Annotated in this window: 13 protein-coding genes; 6 read left to right on the top strand and 7 right to left on the bottom strand. The window is 28.2% G+C overall.

What is annotated here, in order from left to right; translation table 4 throughout:
- Positions 1 to 114 precede the first annotated feature (114 nt).
- Together VBM90_RS00090 and VBM90_RS00085 are read left to right on the top strand one after the other, a co-directional pair.
- Positions 115 to 963 (top strand): DegV family protein, encoded by an 849-nt coding sequence (locus VBM90_RS00090; protein WP_323176383.1) that lies wholly within the window; start codon positions 115 to 117, stop codon positions 961 to 963.
- Positions 956 to 1,186 carry a hypothetical protein gene (locus VBM90_RS00085; protein WP_323176382.1) on the top strand — a complete coding sequence of 77 codons (231 nt, stop codon included), beginning with the start codon at positions 956 to 958 and terminating at the stop codon, positions 1,184 to 1,186. Before VBM90_RS00090 ends, VBM90_RS00085 begins: the two co-directional genes overlap by 8 nt.
- A 79-nt stretch (positions 1,187 to 1,265) precedes the next feature.
- On the opposite strand, the gene VBM90_RS00080 is transcribed toward VBM90_RS00085, so the two are convergent.
- From VBM90_RS00080 to VBM90_RS00060, 5 genes are all read right to left on the bottom strand, one after another.
- Positions 1,266 to 1,688, bottom strand: a complete 423-nt coding sequence (locus tag VBM90_RS00080; protein ID WP_323176381.1) for a hypothetical protein — start codon at positions 1,686 to 1,688, stop codon at positions 1,266 to 1,268.
- A gap of 107 nt (positions 1,689 to 1,795) precedes the next feature.
- Complete coding sequence (deoC, locus tag VBM90_RS00075) at positions 1,796 to 2,458, bottom strand: deoxyribose-phosphate aldolase (RefSeq protein WP_323176380.1); 663 nt, start codon at positions 2,456 to 2,458, stop codon at positions 1,796 to 1,798.
- Between the two features lie 48 nt (positions 2,459 to 2,506).
- Positions 2,507 to 3,802 carry a pyrimidine-nucleoside phosphorylase gene (locus tag VBM90_RS00070; RefSeq protein WP_323176379.1) on the bottom strand — a complete coding sequence of 432 codons (1,296 nt, stop codon included), beginning with the start codon at positions 3,800 to 3,802 and terminating at the stop codon, positions 2,507 to 2,509.
- Position 3,803: 1 nt separating this feature from the next.
- The gene (deoD, locus tag VBM90_RS00065) at positions 3,804 to 4,508 is read right to left on the bottom strand and encodes a purine-nucleoside phosphorylase (RefSeq protein WP_257088632.1); all 705 of its coding nucleotides are present in this window, start codon (positions 4,506 to 4,508) and stop codon (positions 3,804 to 3,806) included.
- Positions 4,509 to 4,789: 281 nt separating this feature from the next.
- Positions 4,790 to 5,260, bottom strand: coding sequence for an L-threonylcarbamoyladenylate synthase (locus tag VBM90_RS00060; protein WP_323176378.1), 471 nt, complete (start codon positions 5,258 to 5,260; stop codon positions 4,790 to 4,792).
- Between the two features lie 99 nt (positions 5,261 to 5,359).
- On the opposite strand from VBM90_RS00060, the gene mutM reads away from it, so the two are divergent.
- The 4 genes from mutM (at position 5,360) to VBM90_RS00040 (ending at position 10,068) form a co-directional block, all read left to right on the top strand.
- Positions 5,360 to 6,214, top strand: a complete 855-nt coding sequence (mutM, locus tag VBM90_RS00055; protein ID WP_323176377.1) for a bifunctional DNA-formamidopyrimidine glycosylase/DNA-(apurinic or apyrimidinic site) lyase — start codon at positions 5,360 to 5,362, stop codon at positions 6,212 to 6,214.
- Position 6,215: 1 nt separating this feature from the next.
- Positions 6,216 to 6,752 (top strand): isochorismatase family cysteine hydrolase, encoded by a 537-nt coding sequence (locus VBM90_RS00050; protein WP_323176376.1) that lies wholly within the window; start codon positions 6,216 to 6,218, stop codon positions 6,750 to 6,752.
- A complete protein-coding gene (locus VBM90_RS00045) occupies positions 6,743 to 7,075 on the top strand; it encodes a Smr/MutS family protein (protein WP_323176375.1) in 333 nt (110 codons plus the stop codon). The genes VBM90_RS00050 and VBM90_RS00045 overlap by 10 nt, the downstream gene beginning before the upstream one ends.
- Positions 7,076 to 7,296: 221 nt before the next feature.
- Positions 7,297 to 10,068 (top strand): cation-translocating P-type ATPase, encoded by a 2,772-nt coding sequence (locus VBM90_RS00040; RefSeq protein WP_323176374.1) that lies wholly within the window; start codon positions 7,297 to 7,299, stop codon positions 10,066 to 10,068.
- Positions 10,069 to 10,204: 136 nt separating this feature from the next.
- Here VBM90_RS00040 and VBM90_RS00035 read toward each other — a convergent pair whose 3' ends face one another.
- Together VBM90_RS00035 and VBM90_RS00030 are read right to left on the bottom strand one after the other, a co-directional pair.
- The gene (locus VBM90_RS00035) at positions 10,205 to 11,071 is read right to left on the bottom strand and encodes a hypothetical protein (RefSeq protein ID WP_323176373.1); all 867 of its coding nucleotides are present in this window, start codon (positions 11,069 to 11,071) and stop codon (positions 10,205 to 10,207) included.
- 307 nt (positions 11,072 to 11,378) lie between these two features.
- Complete coding sequence (locus VBM90_RS00030) at positions 11,379 to 19,601, bottom strand: lipoprotein 17-related variable surface protein (protein ID WP_323176372.1); 8,223 nt, start codon at positions 19,599 to 19,601, stop codon at positions 11,379 to 11,381.
- Positions 19,602 to 19,946: the final 345 nt, after the last annotated feature.

Raw genomic sequence — 19,946 nt, 5'->3', positions numbered from 1 at the left:
CATTTTAGTCAAAAAATAAAACTAAATTATTACTAAAAATGCATATATTTTTATATATACATTTTATGTATATATAAGACTTTTTTTACAATAAATTGCTATATAATTTACTTCATGGAAAAAATAGGTATTATTATCGATTCCTTTTCAGGAATCTCAAAAACCGAAGCAGAAGCTCAAGGATTTTATTATTTACCATTACAGATAGAAATTGATAAAAAAGTTTATCAAGATGGTATAGTTGACCCCATTGAAGTTTTAGAGCAGCTTGCTAATGCAACTGATATTAAATCTTCATCACCAAAATTAGATATCCTTCAAAGCACAGTTAAAAAAGCTGCTGAGGAAAACCAAGAAGTTATTTATTTAGGTATCTCATCTAAATTATCTTCTACACCAAATCACGTTGCAGCTATGTCTAATGAATATAAAAACATTCATGTAGTTGATAATCACTTTGCAGGTGTTCAATTATTATATGCAGCTAAATATGCTAAAAAACTAAGTGAGCAAGGCTTAGAAGTTCAATCTATTATTAATCATCTTGCTAAACTAAATCATAAATCACACACATTCTTACTCCCTATGAACTTAAAATATTTAATTTCAGGTGGTAGATTATCATCAGTTAAAAAGTTTATCGCTTCAAAAGTAAGTATTTACCCTGTCCTTTCATATGATAAAAATGATGCAGTTTCATTTGTTTCATTCAAATTAACTTCATCAGGCGCTATTAAAAAACTATTTGAAAAAGTAATGGAAGTAGTTGATAAGCCAGAAGATTACGTTTTTACTTGAATGCACGGTATAGACGAAAAAGTTAATAAATTAGTTCAAGAACAAGCGCAAAAACACTCAATTACACTTGTTAATGAGCAACTTACTTCAAGTGTTATTTCAGTTCACACAGGTCCTGAAGCTTTTGCTATTATGATAACTCCAAAAGAAGGTTACGATGCCTAGACAAAAGAAAAATGCTAAAAAACCAGGTTACTCAACAATCAAATCAGAGAAAAAATATACTCAATTAGTTGATTTAGTAATCGAAGAGAATGTTAAAGACGAAACATCTGTTAAAAGATATAAGAAAAATAGACTAGCATATATACTAGCTGTTTTCTCTTTAGTTCTATTAATTGCATTAGTAGCTGTCTTAATTACAGCTATTGCACTTAAATGAATATAATTACATAATCAAACACATCTTAACGTAGTTGTTAAGATGTTTTTTAATCTAATTTTAGTGTTTCTTGTGTTTAACTTGACTAAATTTGATTGTTTAATCGATTGATTTGAATTACTTTTACATTTCTTAGATTGTCCATAACCTTATCGTGAATGATTTGTAGAATTTCTAATTCATTAAACTCACTAATTTTCTTATGTAGTACTTCGTGATTAATGTTGTATGAATTCTTAAATAAGATATCTTCTTTAATTTTAAATATTGTGTTTACATTAAGTTCATAATCAGTTAACCCATCTGCAGTATATAAAAGTACACCCATATCACTGTCTAATCTGAATTTCTTGTGTTTAACCTCACAGAATAAGTATTCATCACCCACTTGTAAGATTGGCATAATTAATTTATCAGTCATTTTCGATTTTTTAAATAAGAAGTCGAATAAATCATCACTGATTTCGTGAACTTCAAATAAATCTATAAGTTTTTCTTTATTTTTCATTTCGCACCTCATTTATTTAGTAAATTTAGTCAAATGTGAACTTAAATTGAATAAAGCGCATTAAAAAATCACCATCTTATGATAGTGATCTGATAATTATTAAAGGATTAGTATCCTTCTTTAGAAGTTTTTCCTTCAACAATAGCGATTGAACGACTTGTTCCAAATCTTGTGGCTCCAGCTTCGTACATTGCGATTAAATCATCAATGTTTGCAATTCCTCCAGCTGCTTTGATAAGTAATTTGTCTCCACAAACGCTTTTCATAATTTTAACATCTTCTAATGATGCACCACGGAAGCTTGTTCCTGTTGAAGTTTTGATGAATTCAGCACCTGATTTCATAACGATTTCAGTTACTTTTCTGATTTCTTCTTCTGATAATAAAGCTGTTTCGATAATAACTTTAAGAACTTTATCTCCACAAGCTTCTTTAACTTTTTTCATGTCGTTAAGAACGTATTCGTAGTCTCCTTGTTTGAAACGTCCGATAGCCATAACCATATCAATTTCTGTAGCACCGTGTTCGATAGCTAATTTAGCTTCATGTGCTTTAACTGCTGTAATGTTAGCTCCTAAAGGGAAACCAACAACTACAGTAACACCAATTCCTGTTCCTGCTAATCTTTCAGCTGCGTATTTTGCTCATCCTGAGTTAACACAAACTGTAGCAAAGTCATATTTAATAGCTTCGTCGATTAATTTATCAATGTCTTTTTTTTGCGCCTCAGCTTTTAATAAAGTATGATCGATTAATTTGTTGTAATTCATTTTATCCTTTGTTTAAATTTAACTATTTAAATTAAGTGTTTAATGTAATTATTGTAATTTAGCAATAATAATTTTGTTTTCAACTTTTTCTTTATTGAATTTGTATCCTTGTTTAAGTTCGTTAACTAATTCAACATCGATTGGGTTTGATGAATATAATGTGAATAATACATCACCTTTTTTAACTTCTTCATTTGTTTTCTTGTTCAATGTAATTCCGGCTTCATTGTCAATGCTGTCTTCTTTTGTTTTTCTTCCAGCACCTAATTTCATTGAAACAATACCAAATGTTAAAGCGTCAAAGATTTCTAAGTATCCTTCGTCTTCTGAAACAACTTCTAATTTGTATTTAGGATTTCAGAATGTAGGTGATTTAAGAGCTTCTACATCACCATGTTGTACTCTTACAAATTCATAGAATTTTTCAAGAGCTTTTCCGTTTTTAATAACTTCATCAACCATTTTAAGTGCTTCATCGTGTGATTTAGCAATTTTAGCTTGTTCTAAAATTGTTGCACAAGATGAGTAAACTAATTCATTGAAATCTTCAGGTCCTTTTCCTTCAAGAGTTCTAATAGCTTCAAGAACTTCGTTTTTGTTACCGATTTCACGACCAATTGGTCTTGACATATTTGTGATTTCGGCTCTTGTGTCTACATTAAGTTCTTTACCAATGCTAATCATTGTTTCAGCTAATGCAATAGCGCTTTTTTCATTTTTCATAAAAGCACCATTTCCACATTTAACATCAAGTAAGATAGCATTTGAACCTGTTGCTAATTTTTTAGACATAATAGATGAAGCAATAAGTGGAATAGATTCAACTGTTGCTGTAACATCTCTTAATGCATATAATTTTTTGTCAGCTGGAACAAGTGATGCAGATTGTCCAATAACTGCAATACCATGTTCTTTAACTTGTTCGATAAATTCTTTTTCTGATAATTCAACTGTGAAACCTGGAATTGTTTCTAATTTATCGATAGTTCCACCTGTGTGTCCAAGTCCTCTACCACTCATTTTAGCAACTGGAGCTCCTAAAGCAGCAACAATTGGCCCTACTGCTAAAGTTGTTTTATCTCCAATTCCACCTGTTGAGTGTTTGTCAACTTTAATACCAGGAATAGCTGATAAGTTCATAACTTCACCAGAATGCATCATATATTTTGTCATTGTTGCAATTTCTCTTGAGTTCATTTTATTAAACATAACTGCCATTAAGAATGCACTCATTTGGTAATCTGGTGTTTCACCTCTAACGTATGAATTAATTAAAAATTCAATTTCTTCATTTGTTAGTTCGTGATTTAAACGTTTTTTCTCAATAATATCTACTACACGCATATTATTTTGCTAATTCTAAAGCAATCTCCATCATTTTTGTAAATGCTGTTTGACGTTCTTCAGCTGATGTTTCTTCGTGTGTAATTAAGTTATCTGAAATTGTTAATAAACAAGCAGCTTCTTTTCCTGTAGCTTCAGCATTTGTGAATAATGCAAATGATTCCATTTCAACACAAACTGATTGTGTTTCTTCAATTCTTTGTTCAAGTGGAACAACTGAGTAGAATATATCTGATGAATGTACTCTTCCTTCAGTAATTTTTGTTCCTTGTGAAGCAGCAATAGCTTTAATTTCTTCGTTTAATTTTGCTGAAGGTAATGAAATGTTTCCTTCTTTTCCTAAAGCAATTCTTCTAAATGCATCAGCGTCAGCAAAAGCTTCTGATGCTAAAACAACTTCGTAAAGTCCTAAGTCAGCTTTGTATGATCCAGCTGAACCAATTCTAATAATTCTATCTACATCATAAAATTTGAATAATTCGTATGAGTAAATCCCGATTGAAGGACATCCCATTCCACTAGCTGCTACAGTGATTGGTCTTCCTTTGTATGTACCTGTGTACATAAACATATTTCTAACTGTATTAACTAATTTGAACCCTTCATCTAAGTATGTTTCAGCAATAAATTTTGCTCTTAATGGGTCACCTGGCATAATAACTGTTTTAGCTATTTCACCTTTTTTAGCATGAATGTGTGGTGTCATTTTTTCCTCCTAAATTTAATAATTTAAAAACATCAAAATATTAAGTATGATGTGGACTATTTTTAGTCAAAAATATTTTAACACTTAAAACAAAAAGTTATAAAAATTATTAATAATATATTATTAATAAGGAAAATAAAAAAGTTAGTCAAGCAGACTAACTAAAATATGCACAAAATAATTTCATATATAAATTCATTTAATGGAAGCAGTTATTATAAAATGCAAACCAAAAACAAAACTTTGACAAAAGTTCTATTTTTGAGTTTTTTATAGACATTTTAACGTCTGATAGTTTCTCTAGTATCTAAATTATAAATTGTACTTGGTGTTCCTGTTCCTTCACAGAAGTCAATAACATTTTCGATCATTGGGAATTGTGCTTTAGCTTCTTCTAAAGTTTTCGAAGCTGGTTGTCCTGATAAATTAGCACTTGTTAAATACATTGGGCCATTTTTAATTAAGAACTCTTGAAATGCTTTGCAAGCTGGCATTCTGAAACCTTGATCGTTTACAATAATTGTATTTGCTCCAGGTCATTTATGAATAGCAAATGCATTTGCTTCTTCATTTCATTGCGCAAATCCTTGAGCTTGTTCTAATGAACCTACAACAATTACCATCTTTTTATCTAATGGTCTTTGTTTAATTTCATAAAGTGCTTCTAATGTTTCAGGAGAAACAAAACCACCAAGTCCAGGTACAGTATCTGTAGATACTAGTAAAATATCTTTATATTTTGATCTTTCCATATTTTAATTTTACTCTTATAGAGTAAAATATATATACTAAATTAAATTTTTTTAAAATTTATTTAAAAAACTTTTAACCCTAAAAAAATGGAGGTAAAAATGCCAGAATATCCTGAAGTGACTATAATCACAGAACAATTAAATAAAAAAATATTAAACAAAACTATCGAAAATGTACAAATTAATGTTTCTAAAATTATTAAAAATGTACCTTTAGATGAGTTTGTAAAATCAGTTACTGATAAGAAAATTATCCAAATTCAAAATTATGGTAAATTCATCACAATTTATTTAGATGACAATTCTAAAATGGTTATCCATTTAAGAATGTCAGGTATGTTTTATGTTGTAGAACAACAACATTTAGCTGACTTAAAGAAAATGGTAAATCATATAATTGTTGAATTTTATTTATCTGACAACTTATGTTTTGTTTTTGTTGATCCAAGAATGTTCGGATCAATTGAATACTTTGCAAACACTGATAAAAGAAGTGTTTATGAAATTAAAAAGTTAGCTAAGTTACCTAAAGATGTAGATGTTGATGCTTTATATGAAAAATTACAGAGAAAAAACATTTCAATTAAAGCTGCATTATTAGATCAACAACTTGTTTTAGGTATTGGTAATATTTATGCAGATGAATCTTTATTTGCATCTAAAATTTACCCAATGACTAAATGCAACAAACTAACAAAAGAACAACTTAAAGAACTTTTAAAAAATGTACAAATCATTATGGACGACAGTATCAAAGCAGGTGGTAGCACAGTTCACACTTATGCGTCAGTTAATGGTGTAGTTGGACATTATCAAAACTATTTAAGAGTTTATAGCAGAGCTAATAAACGTTGCTTAGTATGTAAAGAAGGAATTGTTCAAAAAGTTAAATTAGACTTTAAACCAAATGGGAGAGGAACATCATTCTGTCCTGTTTGTCAAAAAGAACAATAAGATGAATAAAAAAAGTTTATTAATAGTAATAGATATGCTTAACGGTTTTGCTAAAGAAGGAAAATTATCTTCAAGTAGAATAAATAACATTATTCCTACTATAGAAGATATGTTGCAAAACTATGAGCATAATATTTTCATATGCGACCATCACTCTGAAGATGATTTGGAAATGAAAACTTATCCAATTCATTGTTTAGCTAATGATAAAGAATCACAAATAGTTCCTGAATTGCAAGAATATGTTCAAAAAGTTTATTATAAAAATACTACAAATGGTTTTTACGATATTCCAATGAACTTATGAGATCAATACGATGAATTTGTGCTTGTAGGTTGTTGCACAGATATTTGTGTTATGCAACTTGCTTTAAGTTTAAAAGTTTACTTGAACAAAATAAATTCAGATAAAAAAGTCATAGTTTATTCAAATGCAACTAATACATATGATACTCTTGAACATAATGGAGACAAATTCCACAACTTTGCTCTAGACATAATGAAAAACGCAGGAATTAAAATTAGAGTATGAGAGTAGTTGATTTACACGGTTTATTAGCTGAAGAGGCTCTAATTGTAATTACAAACAATTTGTTTGATTATAAAACTGGTAAAGTTGATCAAATTATGTTCATCACAGGTAAAGGTACTGGTATTTTAAAAACTACATTAGAAAACTACTTAAATTCTAATAAAATTAGATACTCTATTTTTAATGACGATGGAGCTTATTTAATAAATAGATTCAATGAACCGTATTCAACATATGACTATGATTCATATGAAGACGATGAAGAATTTTCAATGTCACCATTAGATGTAGATAATTTATTTAATAACTTCAAGAATGAAGAAGAATAAGAACAAATTGCTTTAAATTTAGATTTATCAGGATTATCAAAATCTAAATAAAGCAAGAAAAACACCTTTAATAACCGACCACTAGCCAAAGACTTTTAAGTCTATGTGCTAGTGGTTTTTGTATTTTGTAGCTTAAAAATATTAAATTTAGCAAATCAGGAACAAAAGGTATAATTATTTAACTTATTTATAAGTTAAATTACATAAGAAAGGAGAAAAAAATGGAAAACTTAACACAAACTGATTTAAAACTTGGTTTAAGTTCTGAGGAAGCACTTAAAAGAAATCAACAATTCGGTTTAAACACAATTGAAACTAAAAAGAAAAAGAACATCTTTTTAATTTTCTTAAATCAATTTAAAGATTTTATGATCATCATTCTTTTAATTGCTGCTGCATTTAGTTTTGGTGTTACTATTTGAGAACACGTTGATGGTAGATTAAAAACACCTAGTGAAATCGTTATTGCATATATTGAACCATTTATCATTTTAGTAGTTGTAGCACTTAATTCTATGCTTGGAACTTATCAGGAAATCAAGAGTGATCAAGCTGTAGCTGCATTAGCTAAATCTAATGAGCTTATGGCTAAAGTTATAAGAGATGGAAAAACAGTTGTTATTCCATCATCACAAGTTACAATTGGTGATTTAATTGTGGTTGAAGCTGGAGATTACATCTCTGCTGATGCTGAATTAGTTGAATCTTACTCACTTAGTGTAGTTGAATCATCATTAACTGGTGAATCACTTGCTGTAGATAAAAAAGTTGGAACTATTGAAAACATTGAATCTTTACAATTAGGTGACAGATACAATCAAATTTACTCAAGTACATACGTTGTAAATGGTAGAGCAATTGCACTTGTAAAAGCAATTGGTGCTAACACAGAAATCGGAAAGATTAACTCATCTATCCAAGAACAAGAAGTTCAACTTTCGCCATTACAAATTAAATTAAACAAATTAAGTAAAATCTTCGGAATTGCTGGGGTTGTATTATTGTTCTTAACAACAATCTTACAAATTGTTTTAACAAACACAATTTCAAACACTTGAAATGAACCTCAAGTGTACTCAAACGCTGTTGTCATTGGTATTTCACTTGCAGTAGCTGCAATTCCTGAAGGGTTAATTACTTTCACAACAGTTCTTTTAGCAATAGGTGTTTCAAGAATGACAAAACAAAATGCAATTATCAAAGCATTCCCTGTTGTTGAAACATTAGGTTCTACATCAATTATTTGTTCAGATAAAACAGGAACACTAACTGAAAACAAAATGACAGTTGTTAAATTCTTTGAAGCAGCTGACCCAAATAATAAAAACTTAGCTAAATCGCAAACATTAGCATCATTTGTTGCTTGTTGTGATGCAGAAGTTACAAAACTTGAAAATAGTTACAACGAAGTCGGAGACCCTACTGAAACAGCTATCTTAAGATTTGGAATTGAAAATAACAATTCAAAAGATAGTTTCTATTCTAGATACAAAAAGATTTCTTCACTTCCATTTGATAGTGACAGAAAAACAATGTCAGTATTAATCGAAACACCTGAAGGTGGTAGAGTAATGATTACAAAAGGTGCTCCTGATGTAATCTTATCTAAATCAAAAAACAAAGCTGATGAATATTCACACATTAATGAACAATGATCAAACGATTCAATCAGAGTTATTGCTGTTGGATACAAAAAAATGAAACCTGATACAACTTCAATTAGTGTTGAAGATGAAAATGATTTAGTATTCTTAGGATTAATCGGAATGATTGATCCACCTAGAGCTTCAGTTAAAGCTTCAATCGAAGAAGCTACTGCAGCTGGAATTAAAACAGTTATGATTACAGGTGATCACTTGACAACTGCTGTTTCAATCGCAAAAAGCTTATCAATTTTCAAAGATGGAGATATTGCAATTGATGGAAAACAATTAGCAGAAATGAGTGATGAACAATTATTAGAACAAGTTAAAAACATTTCTGTATATGCTCGTGTAAATCCATCTGACAAATTACGTATTGTTAAAGCTTGACAAGCACACAATCAAGTTGTTGCTATGACAGGAGACGGTGTTAATGATGCTCCTGCTCTTAAAGCAGCCGACGTCGGTTGTGCAATGGGAATTACAGGAACAGATGTTTCTAAACAAGCTGCTGATGTTATTTTAACTGATGACAACTTTAACACGATTGTGCACGCTGTAAAAAGTGGTAGAGAAACATTCGACAGAATTAAAACCGTTATCTTAAACTTACTTATTTCTTCATTAACAGAAATTATTGTTATGTTATTTGGTTTATTCATCTTTAGATTTATCTTTAAAGATGCAATCAATACAGCTGAATTTATTGTTCTTACAGCTGCACAATTATTATGAATTAACCTTCTTACACACGGACTTCCTGCTATTGCTCTTGGAATGGTACCAAATGAAGAAGATGTTATGAAACGTAAACCATTTAATAAAAATGATAGTATCTTCGCAAATGGAATGGGTATTAGTTTAATTATCCAAAGTTCAATCTTAGGATTTGTATCATTACTTTCATACTTATTTGTTGGGTTATATGCTCAATCACAAGGTATTAAAGGTGAATGATTTGTAAAACTTACATCTTCTGCTACATTCATTACATTAGGTATTGGTTCAAGTATTAACTCACTTAACTTAATGTCTTCAAAAAGCATTTTTGTAACAAACATTAAAAAATACTACCTAGTTTACTTAGCTTCAGCATTCAGCTTTATCTGCGTTGTTGCTTCAGCATTCATTCCTGGACTTGCTTCAGTGTTTGGAAATGTTGATATTGTTGAGTTTGTAAATAATGCAAAATTAATTAGTTTAGGAGCATCATACTCAGTTGTTTACTGACTAATTCCATTATTGCTTGGATTTGTCCTTACAGTTTCATTTGAATTCTACAAACTTTACAAATTTATTAAATTTAACCCTAACAATCACATCAAAGCTAAATTAGCAAAGAAAAACTAATTACCTTACAAATCACATAAACAGTTAAATTAATCAGTTTGACTGTTTTTTTTACAATTTTTGCATAATTTTGCATATTAGAGTATAAAAAAACAGTACCATGTGAGTGATACTGAATTTTATTTAAATTAAATCATTATTTGTTTTTGTTTTTTCTTCTAGCAGCAGTCGCAATGAAAATACCACTTAAGAAGGCAATTAATGAACCAGCAACAACATATGGTCATACTAAGCGTGGAACTCTGTTAACTAATGATTTTTTAACAGCAGTTACTAAAACATTAAGGTCTTTGATTTTTGAAACATCAAGAGCTAATTGTTTCATATTTTTAACATCATCTGATTTTATGTCGCTTCTGTCTTTAAGTTGAATGTTGAAGTAATCGTATGTTGTTAATAATTTTTTAAACTCATTTAAGTTAGCTAAATCTAATTGTTTAGCTGTTTTATTAAATTTGTATTCTGAAACTTTTGATGTTAAGTAGTCAACTAAGTTAAGTAAGTTTTGAGCTTTAGCAACTGCTTTTTCTCCAGATTCTTCTTTGTATGATTTTGAATTGAACATAGCAATTTTATTTTCAATTTGTTTTCTTAAAGCATTTGCTTTTTCAGTTCCATATGTACTTGCTAAGTATTGGTTTGTTAAGCTTTCTAACTCAGATACTTGTGCATCATAGTTAGCTTTGTTTAAAGCTTTAGCATCTTCAATAGCTTTTTGTAGTTCTTCAATTGATTTAGCAGATTTAATAGCTTCAGAAGCTTTGAATTTTTCTGAATCATATGGATATGGTTCATCTGATAAGAATGATAAGTCGTTAAGTGATTTAACTGCTTCATTCTTTGTATCATTGAATTTTGTTCTTCCTTCAAGAGCATCAGTTTCAGGATTTGTAGTTGTTACAGTTTCAGTTGTTGCACTTACTGTTGTAAGTAAAGCAATTGGAGCTACAACTCCTGCGCTTAAAGGTAAAAGAATTCATTTTTTCTTGTTTTTTAAATTCATAAAATTTCCTTTTTCAATAAATACTTAAGGAAGCTAAAAATATTAATTTTTAAGCTAGAAAAGCACTTATTTTATTCTTTTCTTTTTTATAAGTCAAATATTCATATTAATTATACTTATAAATATCATAAAAATCAACTTTGAAGCATCTTTTTTTTTTTTTTTGCAAAAATGCAATTTTTTACATATTTTACCTTAAAGTTTCACATTTATGAAATTTTTATATTTTTAAAAAATACAAAAAATCAGCACTATTTTTATCAAGTACCGATTGATTTTGTTTGTTTATTAAACGTTAGTTAATTTCTTATTTCTTTCTACCAAATACAAAGATTAACATACCAATTAATCAAGTTACAGCTGAAGCAGCTACAAAGTATGGTCAGATTAAGATTGGTGATGCTTCTTTTAATGATTTTGTAATCGCTGTTGTAAGCACATTTAAGTTGTTAATCTTTGCAATATTAGAAATAATTTGTTTTAAGTTTTTAACATCATCAGCTTTAATTTGTGATTTATCTTTTGTAGCAATTTTAAAGTAATTATTATCATTTAAAGCTTTTGAGAACTCGTCAATGTTGCTTAATGATGAAGCTTCTGATGATGTGTTAAATTTAGGTTTAGATACATCTGTTGTGATGTAATCAACTAAACTAAGCAAGTTTTTAGATTTAGTAATAGCTTCTGCACCATTTGTGTTTTCAAATGATTTAGCAGCAAAGTTTGCTAATGCTTCTTCGATTTTTTCTCTTAATTTATTTGATTTAGCTGTCCCATATGTACTTTGTAAGTATTCATTAGTTAAGTTATCTAATTCACTTACTTTTGCATCATAGTTAGCTTTGTTTAAAGCTTTAGCATCTGAAATTGCTTTATCTAATGATTCAGCATCTGTAGCGTTTTTAATAGCTTCAGAAGCTTTGAATTTTTCAGATGTTGAATATGGTTCATCTGATATGTATGAAAGTTTAGCAAGTTCTTTAAGAGCTTCTTCTTTAGCAGCATCTAAGCTTGCACTTCCATCAAGAGCAGCAGTTGCATTGTTTAATTTATTTGTTAAATCAACGATGTTATCTACTGGATCATTAAAGTTAGTAATATCTTTAATTACTTCTACATTAGCTTTAGCTGCATCAAAGTTAGCTTTTGGTTGTTCTGAAGCTTCTGTGTAAGCAATTGTTTTTTGTGCTTTAGAAGCTTTCTCTAGAGCTTCTTTAGCATTATTCATTAAAGTAGCATTGTTTACAATGTTATTTACATCTACAATAGCTTCTTTAGCATTAATATCAGCTTTAGCAGCATCTTTTTGTGTTTCTGATAAGTAACTTAACTTATCGATAGCAGCAATAGCATCTGCTTTAGCTTTTGCTAAGTTTGAATCTCCGTTTAGTGCTTTATGAGCATTTTTAAGGGTTTGCACTTTATCTTGTAAGTTTTCTACAGCATTCTGGAAGTCTTCTTTGCTTTCTAATGAAATTAAATTATCTAATGCTGTAGTTAATGCATTTTGTTTGTCTGCATCAGCTTCTTTGAATTGAACTTTTTCTTTAACTGGGGCAATGTCTTTAATTGTTCCTAAAGCATCATCAACTACTTTTGTATTTGAAACAATGTTATTTACATTGTCAATTGTGTTTTGTTCTTCAACTTTAGCTTTAGCAGCAGCTTTTTGTGTTTCTGAGATGTTTTGTAATGCATCAATAGTTTTCTTAGCTTCTTTTTTACACTTGTCTAATTCATTTAAGAAACCACTTAAAGTAATAGTTTTAGATTGTTCTGATTCAATATCAGTTAAGTTTTCTTTAGTTGAAGCAATTTTATATTTAAAGGTAATTGAACCATTAGCATCATCAGCGCTTAACTCACTAATTTTTAAATTAACTTGATTAATCGCTTCATTATCTAAGTTCATATCAAAATATGTACTTAAATTATTTAATACTTCATCTTTATTAGCTAATAATTCTGAAGGTAAAATTTCAGCTTGATTATCTAATTTATATTCAACATGAGCTTGAATTGTATCATCAGCTAATAAATTATTAATTCTTTCTTGTTCAGTTAAAAATCCGTTAATAGTGAATTTTTTATCATCAACATGAATGTCATTTAAACCATCTCTTGTTGAATAAATGCTATAAGTACCACTTAAAGTACCATTTCTTTCATCACGAGTTTTATTACTAATTGTAATATTTGTAGTTTTAGCATCGTTTTGACTTAAATTACTGATAGTAATTGCAGTATTTGAAGCTTGTTTTTGATTTTTATCACTAACACTATTATTAAAATCAAAAACTAAACCTTCTAATCTTTGTAATTCAGTTTTAAAACCGCTTAATTTATTAGTATTATCACTTCTTGTTTCATTAACAACAATTTCTGCACCTTCTAAACCTGGTTTAGTTGATTGCAAGGTATAAGTTACTTTGATATATCCTTCACGATCATCACGTTCAGTAATAGTTAATGAATTTTCTTTAACTTTAATGTGATTTTGTTTTAAAGTTTCATCATTGTTTAATTTAACAATTACTTTTGAATCAATTACATCTTTTTCATTATAAAGCGGTAAGTATTGATCACGATTTGTAAAATCAAGCACAATTTGTGGTAAGAAGTTTTCAATTCTTCTTTTCTCTTCTTCAATATTAGTTAAGAAGCCATCAAAATTAACAGAAGTTGATTCTTTAGAAATTACTTGTTGTTCATTGAATGTATCTTTTCAATTGCTTACTAATTTTTTCAAATCATTTTGATCAGTATTTACTTGTCTATTTGAAATTAATTTGTATTTAACTCCAATTTGACCTGTATTATCATTAGCATCTGTTAGAAGTAAATCAGAGCTATAATCGTTTGTGTTGTCAGCATTTTCTTTAATTGAAGCACTAAAATCATCTTTATTTAAAGTTGAAGCTTTTTTATTTTCTTTATTAACAGTGCTATTTAATGAAATATTATATGGATTAGTGTCAACTAATTTATTTAATCTTTGTAATTCTGTTTCAAATCCACTAATAATAATTTCTTTAGTGTCAGAAACTACAGAATCAAAGTCTGGTTTAGTTGATTTAATTTGGAAACTTAAACGAATTTCACCAGTTAAATCATTGTAACCAACAATTTTTTGATTAATGAATTCATAATTATCTTTATTTAATGTATCTCAAGTTCAATTAGTGGTTGCATCTGTTAAACTTGAAGCTTGTTCATTTGCTTTATTTGGATAATCAATACGATAAACAACACCATTTTCAACTTTGTCACTAAAATCAAGAGAATTTAATCTTTCTTTTTCAATTTGCTCTAAAGTTTTAAAGCCACTTAAAGTACCTGATTTTTTATATTGGTCGCTTGATGTTACATTATTCAAGTTTTGTGAATTTACCACACCTCTATTAGAAATAATTTGTCAAGTATAACTAATTTCACCTGTGTTATCATTAGCTGATTTATCTACTACTTTTAAGTTATAGCTTGTATCTTGATTAGTTGCTAATTTATTTAAAATTAAGTCTTTTAATAATTTTGATGCCTTTAATTTATTATATTTGTCGCTTGCAAGATTTTTAATTCCAGCTTTAATTGCTAAGTTTTGCATAATTTCATCAAGACGCATTTGCTCAGTCTTAAAGCCTTTAATTTGTGCGTATTTATTTTCTGAAGTTACATCTTGATAAATTTCATCGCTTTTTTCAGAAACTAAATGGTATTGGATTCTAATAGAACCTTCAATTTCATTTCTTGCATCAATATTATCAATTACAACTCTAGCTTCTGGATTAGTTTCTTTAATAGTTTTAATTACTTTTTTAATAACTGCATCTGAAGGTAAGGTTGCATTTTTATCTTCATAATCTAATACAACAGTTAAATTATTTAAACGTGTTTTTTCTGCATCGCGATCTATTTTATCTTGCTCTTCCTTAGTTCTAAAACCATCAATTACTGAGTTTTTATTATTACTTTCAGGAGCAACAAAATTATGAATTTCTCAATTTGAAATTAATTCATTTTGTGTTTTAGTTGAAATTAATTTGAGATTTAAAGTATTTTCTCCAGCTTGATTATTTGGAGTAATTGAATTAATTTCTATATTAGCTTTGTTAGTAGTTTTTTTAGCTTCATCATAAGCATAATTATTTTTATCATTAGCTGGCGCAACTGAAGGTAATTGATCCTTTTTAGTTCCATCAAAACTAATATCTTCTTTACTTAAAGTATTTAAAAGTTCATTTAATCTTTGGCTTTCAGTTTTAAAGCCACTAAGAATTATTTCTTTGGTATCAGATTCAATATTGCTTTGATTACTTTTTAGTTTATATGAAAGTTTAATTTCACCAGTAATGTCATTGTAACCAATAATTTTTTTATCAATTACACTAATGTTAGAATCTTTAGCACTTAAAGTAATTTCATCGGCATTATATTCAGAAGCTAATTTATTTTTAGTTACATTTATTTCTAAATCATCAATTCCTTTAGCTTTTAAATTTTCTTTTTCTCTTTCATTTTCTTTTTCTCTTTCACCATCAGTTTGAAAAAGACTTAAAGAATAAGTTCTTGACTGAGAAACAATTTCATTATTCGGAATATCTGTTCGAGTAGATAAGAGATGATATTTGAAAGTAACTGTACCGTGTTGACTATCTCTTGCAGTAATTTCATCAATTATTAATTTAACTTTATTATTTGGTCCTGCTAAATAACCTGATAATTGTGCTAATTCAACTTCATCTACAGTAGTTTTGTTTTGTGGTTTATCACCATTAAATTCAAATTTTTTAGATCTATTTGTCAATAAATCATTTAATCTTTCCTCTTCAGTCATATAACCATTAATAGTTATAGTTTTAAGATCTGAAGTAAGAACTTTACCGTTTTTATTACTTTGAACCACAAAATTAGCTACTAATGTTCCAGTTCTATCATCTCAAGATTTAATTGATTTAACCACAATGGTTTCATTTGAATGATCAACATTATCATTAGCATCAAAAGCAATATTAACTTCTGATGATTTATTTACAAATTCTGATGCTTGAGTAAGGGGATCAGGAGTTCCTAAAAAATTACTTGCATTATAGCTATTAATAGTTTTTTGCTCTTTTTCTTCGCTGGTCATAAATCCAGTTATTTTAGTAGTTAAATTTTTGCTTGAAACAACTTTTTGATTATCTAAATTGTCTTTGGTTGATTCTAGTTTATAAGTTACAATTATTCCTCTTGGATCATTTGGATCAGGTTCAATTTTATCGATAATTACTTTAGCATTATTAGTTGGAGTAATAGAAGTTGTGAAATTATCCTTGTTTAAATCACTAACAGCAAAAGATTCTTTATCTGCGCCATTAAAATCAACAGTTTTTGTAACAGCTTCATCTTGAACTAATTGATCCAATCTTTCTTGTTCAGTTAAAGTACTTAAGGCATTATCATTATTTAAAGCATAAGTTTCACTTGATTGAACACTTTCAAGATTTTCTTTAGTTGATTGATATTTGTAACTTAATTCTAATTTACCTGTTACTTCATTTGGATTTGAAATAACTAAGTCAACTGGTTTAGCATCTTGTGGAATAGTATCATTATTAAATTCAATTTCATCATTTGAAATTTCGCTTGCTGTATCAGTTGTTTTTATATTATCTTTAACTTTGGCAGTTGCAGTACTTAAATCATTTAATCTTGCAACTTCAGTTTCATAACGATCTTGTCCATTTAAAGCATCAATTGCGCCTTTAATTTTTTTGTTTAAAGCATCAATTGTTTCTTTATTCATCAAATCAGAATTGTTTTCAGTATTTAAAGCAGTTACTAAATCTTCTGCTTCTTTAATCGCACCACTTTTTACATTGTTATTTTTAGTTGGGTTACCATCATAAGCAGCTCTTAAATCATTAGTGGTATAAGTGTAATCATTGCTTGAAGTAACTTTTTCTTGATTAGAAATATAGTCTTTTAAAGTCTTCATTGAAGAATCCAAAGCTTTATTGGTTGTATCTTGATTGTTAACATCTTCAATAGTATTTTGACTATTAATTAATTCAATTGCTTTTTCTTTTTGTTTTTGTGTTAAATATGAATATTCTGAATTAATTTTTCTAATCGCTTCATCTTTAGCAGCTTTTAATCTCTCATCACCATTTAAAGCAGTAACTGCATCATTAAGTGCTGTAATTTTTTCATTTACTTGTTCTAAAGTTAAATTAGCCCCACTTGTTTTATTAATGTCATTTTCTTTAGCAGTAATTAAATTTTCTAAAGTATTTTGATTATCTGCTTGAGTATAATCAGTAGTTGTTCTAATTGATTCTATATCAGCTGGACTTTGACTATAACTTTTCATAGCATCGTCAAGTTTTTTATTTTCAGCATCTTGATTATTAACAGCATTTACAGTAGTTAATGCGTCAATTTTATTAATTGCATCTTCTTTTTGCGAATCATTTAAATATGTGTAAGCAGTATCTAATTTATTTTTTGCTTGTTTTTTAGCTTCTGCTAGATTTTCAACACCATTTAAATCTTCTTTTGCTTGTTTTAAAGCTGCAATTTTTTGATTAATTTGTTCAATTGTTAAATTATCAGTTGAACTTGATAAATCAGTGTTTCTTTGATCTAAAACATTATCAAAAGCAGTTTTTTTATCAATATCTGCTTCAGTATAATCAGTGCTTTTCTTAATTGTTGCTACATTGGTTGCGTCACTGTTAGCATCATCCTTGAATGTATTTTTATAATCATTCATTTTTTGATTTACTGTTTCTGCTTCAGTTAAAATTGCATTTGATTTTGTAGCGTCATCAATATTTTGATCATTAATTTTATTTTTAAAATATTCTTTTTGTGCTGGATTTAAACTATCTAAATTATCTATTTTAGCCTTTGTGATTGTTTTAAGTAGAGGAAAATCATATGGATTGATATTTTCATCCATACTTTCAGAATTAATTAAAGTTTTATATGCATCTTTTTCTGTGTTTTCTAAAGAAGTTTGATCAATTAAATTATTAGCATTTTCTTTCATTTTGCTAAAAATTTGTTTTTCAATTTGTTTAATTTTTGCACTTTTAGCTTGTTCGTCTAAATTTGAATCATTATAAACGTTTTTAATTTGTTCACGATAAGGATCTTTTTGTTGTTCGTCAGTTCATAAACTAAATTTATTTATAATTTCTTCTACATTTGAATCTGCTTCAATTGAATTTTTGATCTCGTCTCCAATAGTTTGCAACTCAGCATAATTATCTGCATTATCACCCAAACTATCGATCCTTTCAGTATAGTGTTTTTTTTGCTCATCAGATAATGAAGAATCTGAAAGTATTTTTTGTAATTCTGCAACTTTTTCTCTATATTTTAATAAACCTTCTAATTTATCTTCAGCAACTATATAAGTACTTAGACCTGTCGCTAACTCATGATTAGTAGTAGTTAAATTTAATATTTTTCGTTTCTTCCTGTCTCAACCTGTACTACTAATTGTTCCATTAATAGCTGTGTTCAATTCATTTAATTTTTTTTGTAATTCTTGCAATTGAGTTGTTAATTTTTCTTTTTCATTATCAAAATCAGTTTTTTCAGGTTCATCAGGTTCAAATTTATAATCAAAAGAAGCTTTTTTTGCTTGATAAGTAGCTAATTTGGTTCTAATTTCAGCAATTTTGTTATTTATTCCAATTAATCCATTATCCCCTAATAATTCCAAAGCTTCGCCATGGTTTCCACCCTTAGCTTTTTCATCAGCATTTAAGTTTTGACTATTTTTTAATCAATTCAATAATGTATTACTTAAATCCTGTGGAATATTTCTATTTAAATTATTTGAATCATTTGGATCTACAGTTGCATTTTTTAAAATAGTTACAAAATTATCATAATATGCTCGTGGAGCATTATAAACTTCTTTTTTTAATTCTACTTGAAGTTCGTCTAAAATAAACTTTTCAAATTCTTGAAAAGTATTAAATCTTCCTCGATATTCACTAAGTGTTTTAAAAGTTGTTAAATCTTTTATTTTTTGATCAAATACTTCAATTGCATTTTCAGCTGCATGATCCTCATCAGTAATGGCTTCGTTAGGCATAAATCTTCATTCAAGTGAACCTTTTTTGTTTTCGTTGTAATTATCGAAATATAAACCAGGTCTATTTCAAAATCAATTTTTAATTTCTTTAATTCACTCATTTTTAGAGTTCTCATCATTAATTTGGTTAAAACTTGATAATTGAATAAAAAAATCATAAACTGATTGCAATTGATTTTCATCAATTGCAAAATCTATTATTTTTCTCCTATTCTCTCTTGAATTTTTGTATCCAGATGGAACATGCAAATTATTTATAGTGGTAGTAGAATCAGCAAGCTTTTCTTGTGATTCGATAAAAGTTTTCAAGTCTTCGGCTGCCATTCTTTGAAACTCATTTCAATTTTCTTGATTGGCAGCAGTAATAGCTGAAACTGAAACTAATGATGATGCTATTATTGCACCAAAAGAAAGAAAAATTTTTCTACTTTTCTTCATTTTAATAACACACCTTTCCTATATATATATATATATATTATATACCTGTGGAAGAAATGTGAAAAAATTAAAACTTTTTTGAAAATTGCATTAATTTCAGGTATGACATTAATTCCTGTGGCATTTGTTGCTTCTTGTTAAGATTCTAAACAAAAAGAAATAAACAGGGACACTAAAAGTGGACAGAAGGGTTAATTAGACATAATAACACCTCAATGTTGTTGAGGTGGTTTAACATTTATGAAATTTTTAAAGATTTTTGTGAAATTTTTTGGTTTTTAAAAAAAATACAAAAAATCAGCACTATTTTTATCTAGTACTGATTGATTTTGATTGTTTATTAAT

It is taken from the genome of Mycoplasma sp. 2704, from assembly GCF_034863285.1.
Lineage (GTDB): Bacteria > Bacillota_I > Bacilli_A > Mycoplasmatales > Metamycoplasmataceae > Mycoplasmopsis.
This window is presented reverse-complemented; position numbering and strand designations above follow the sequence as displayed.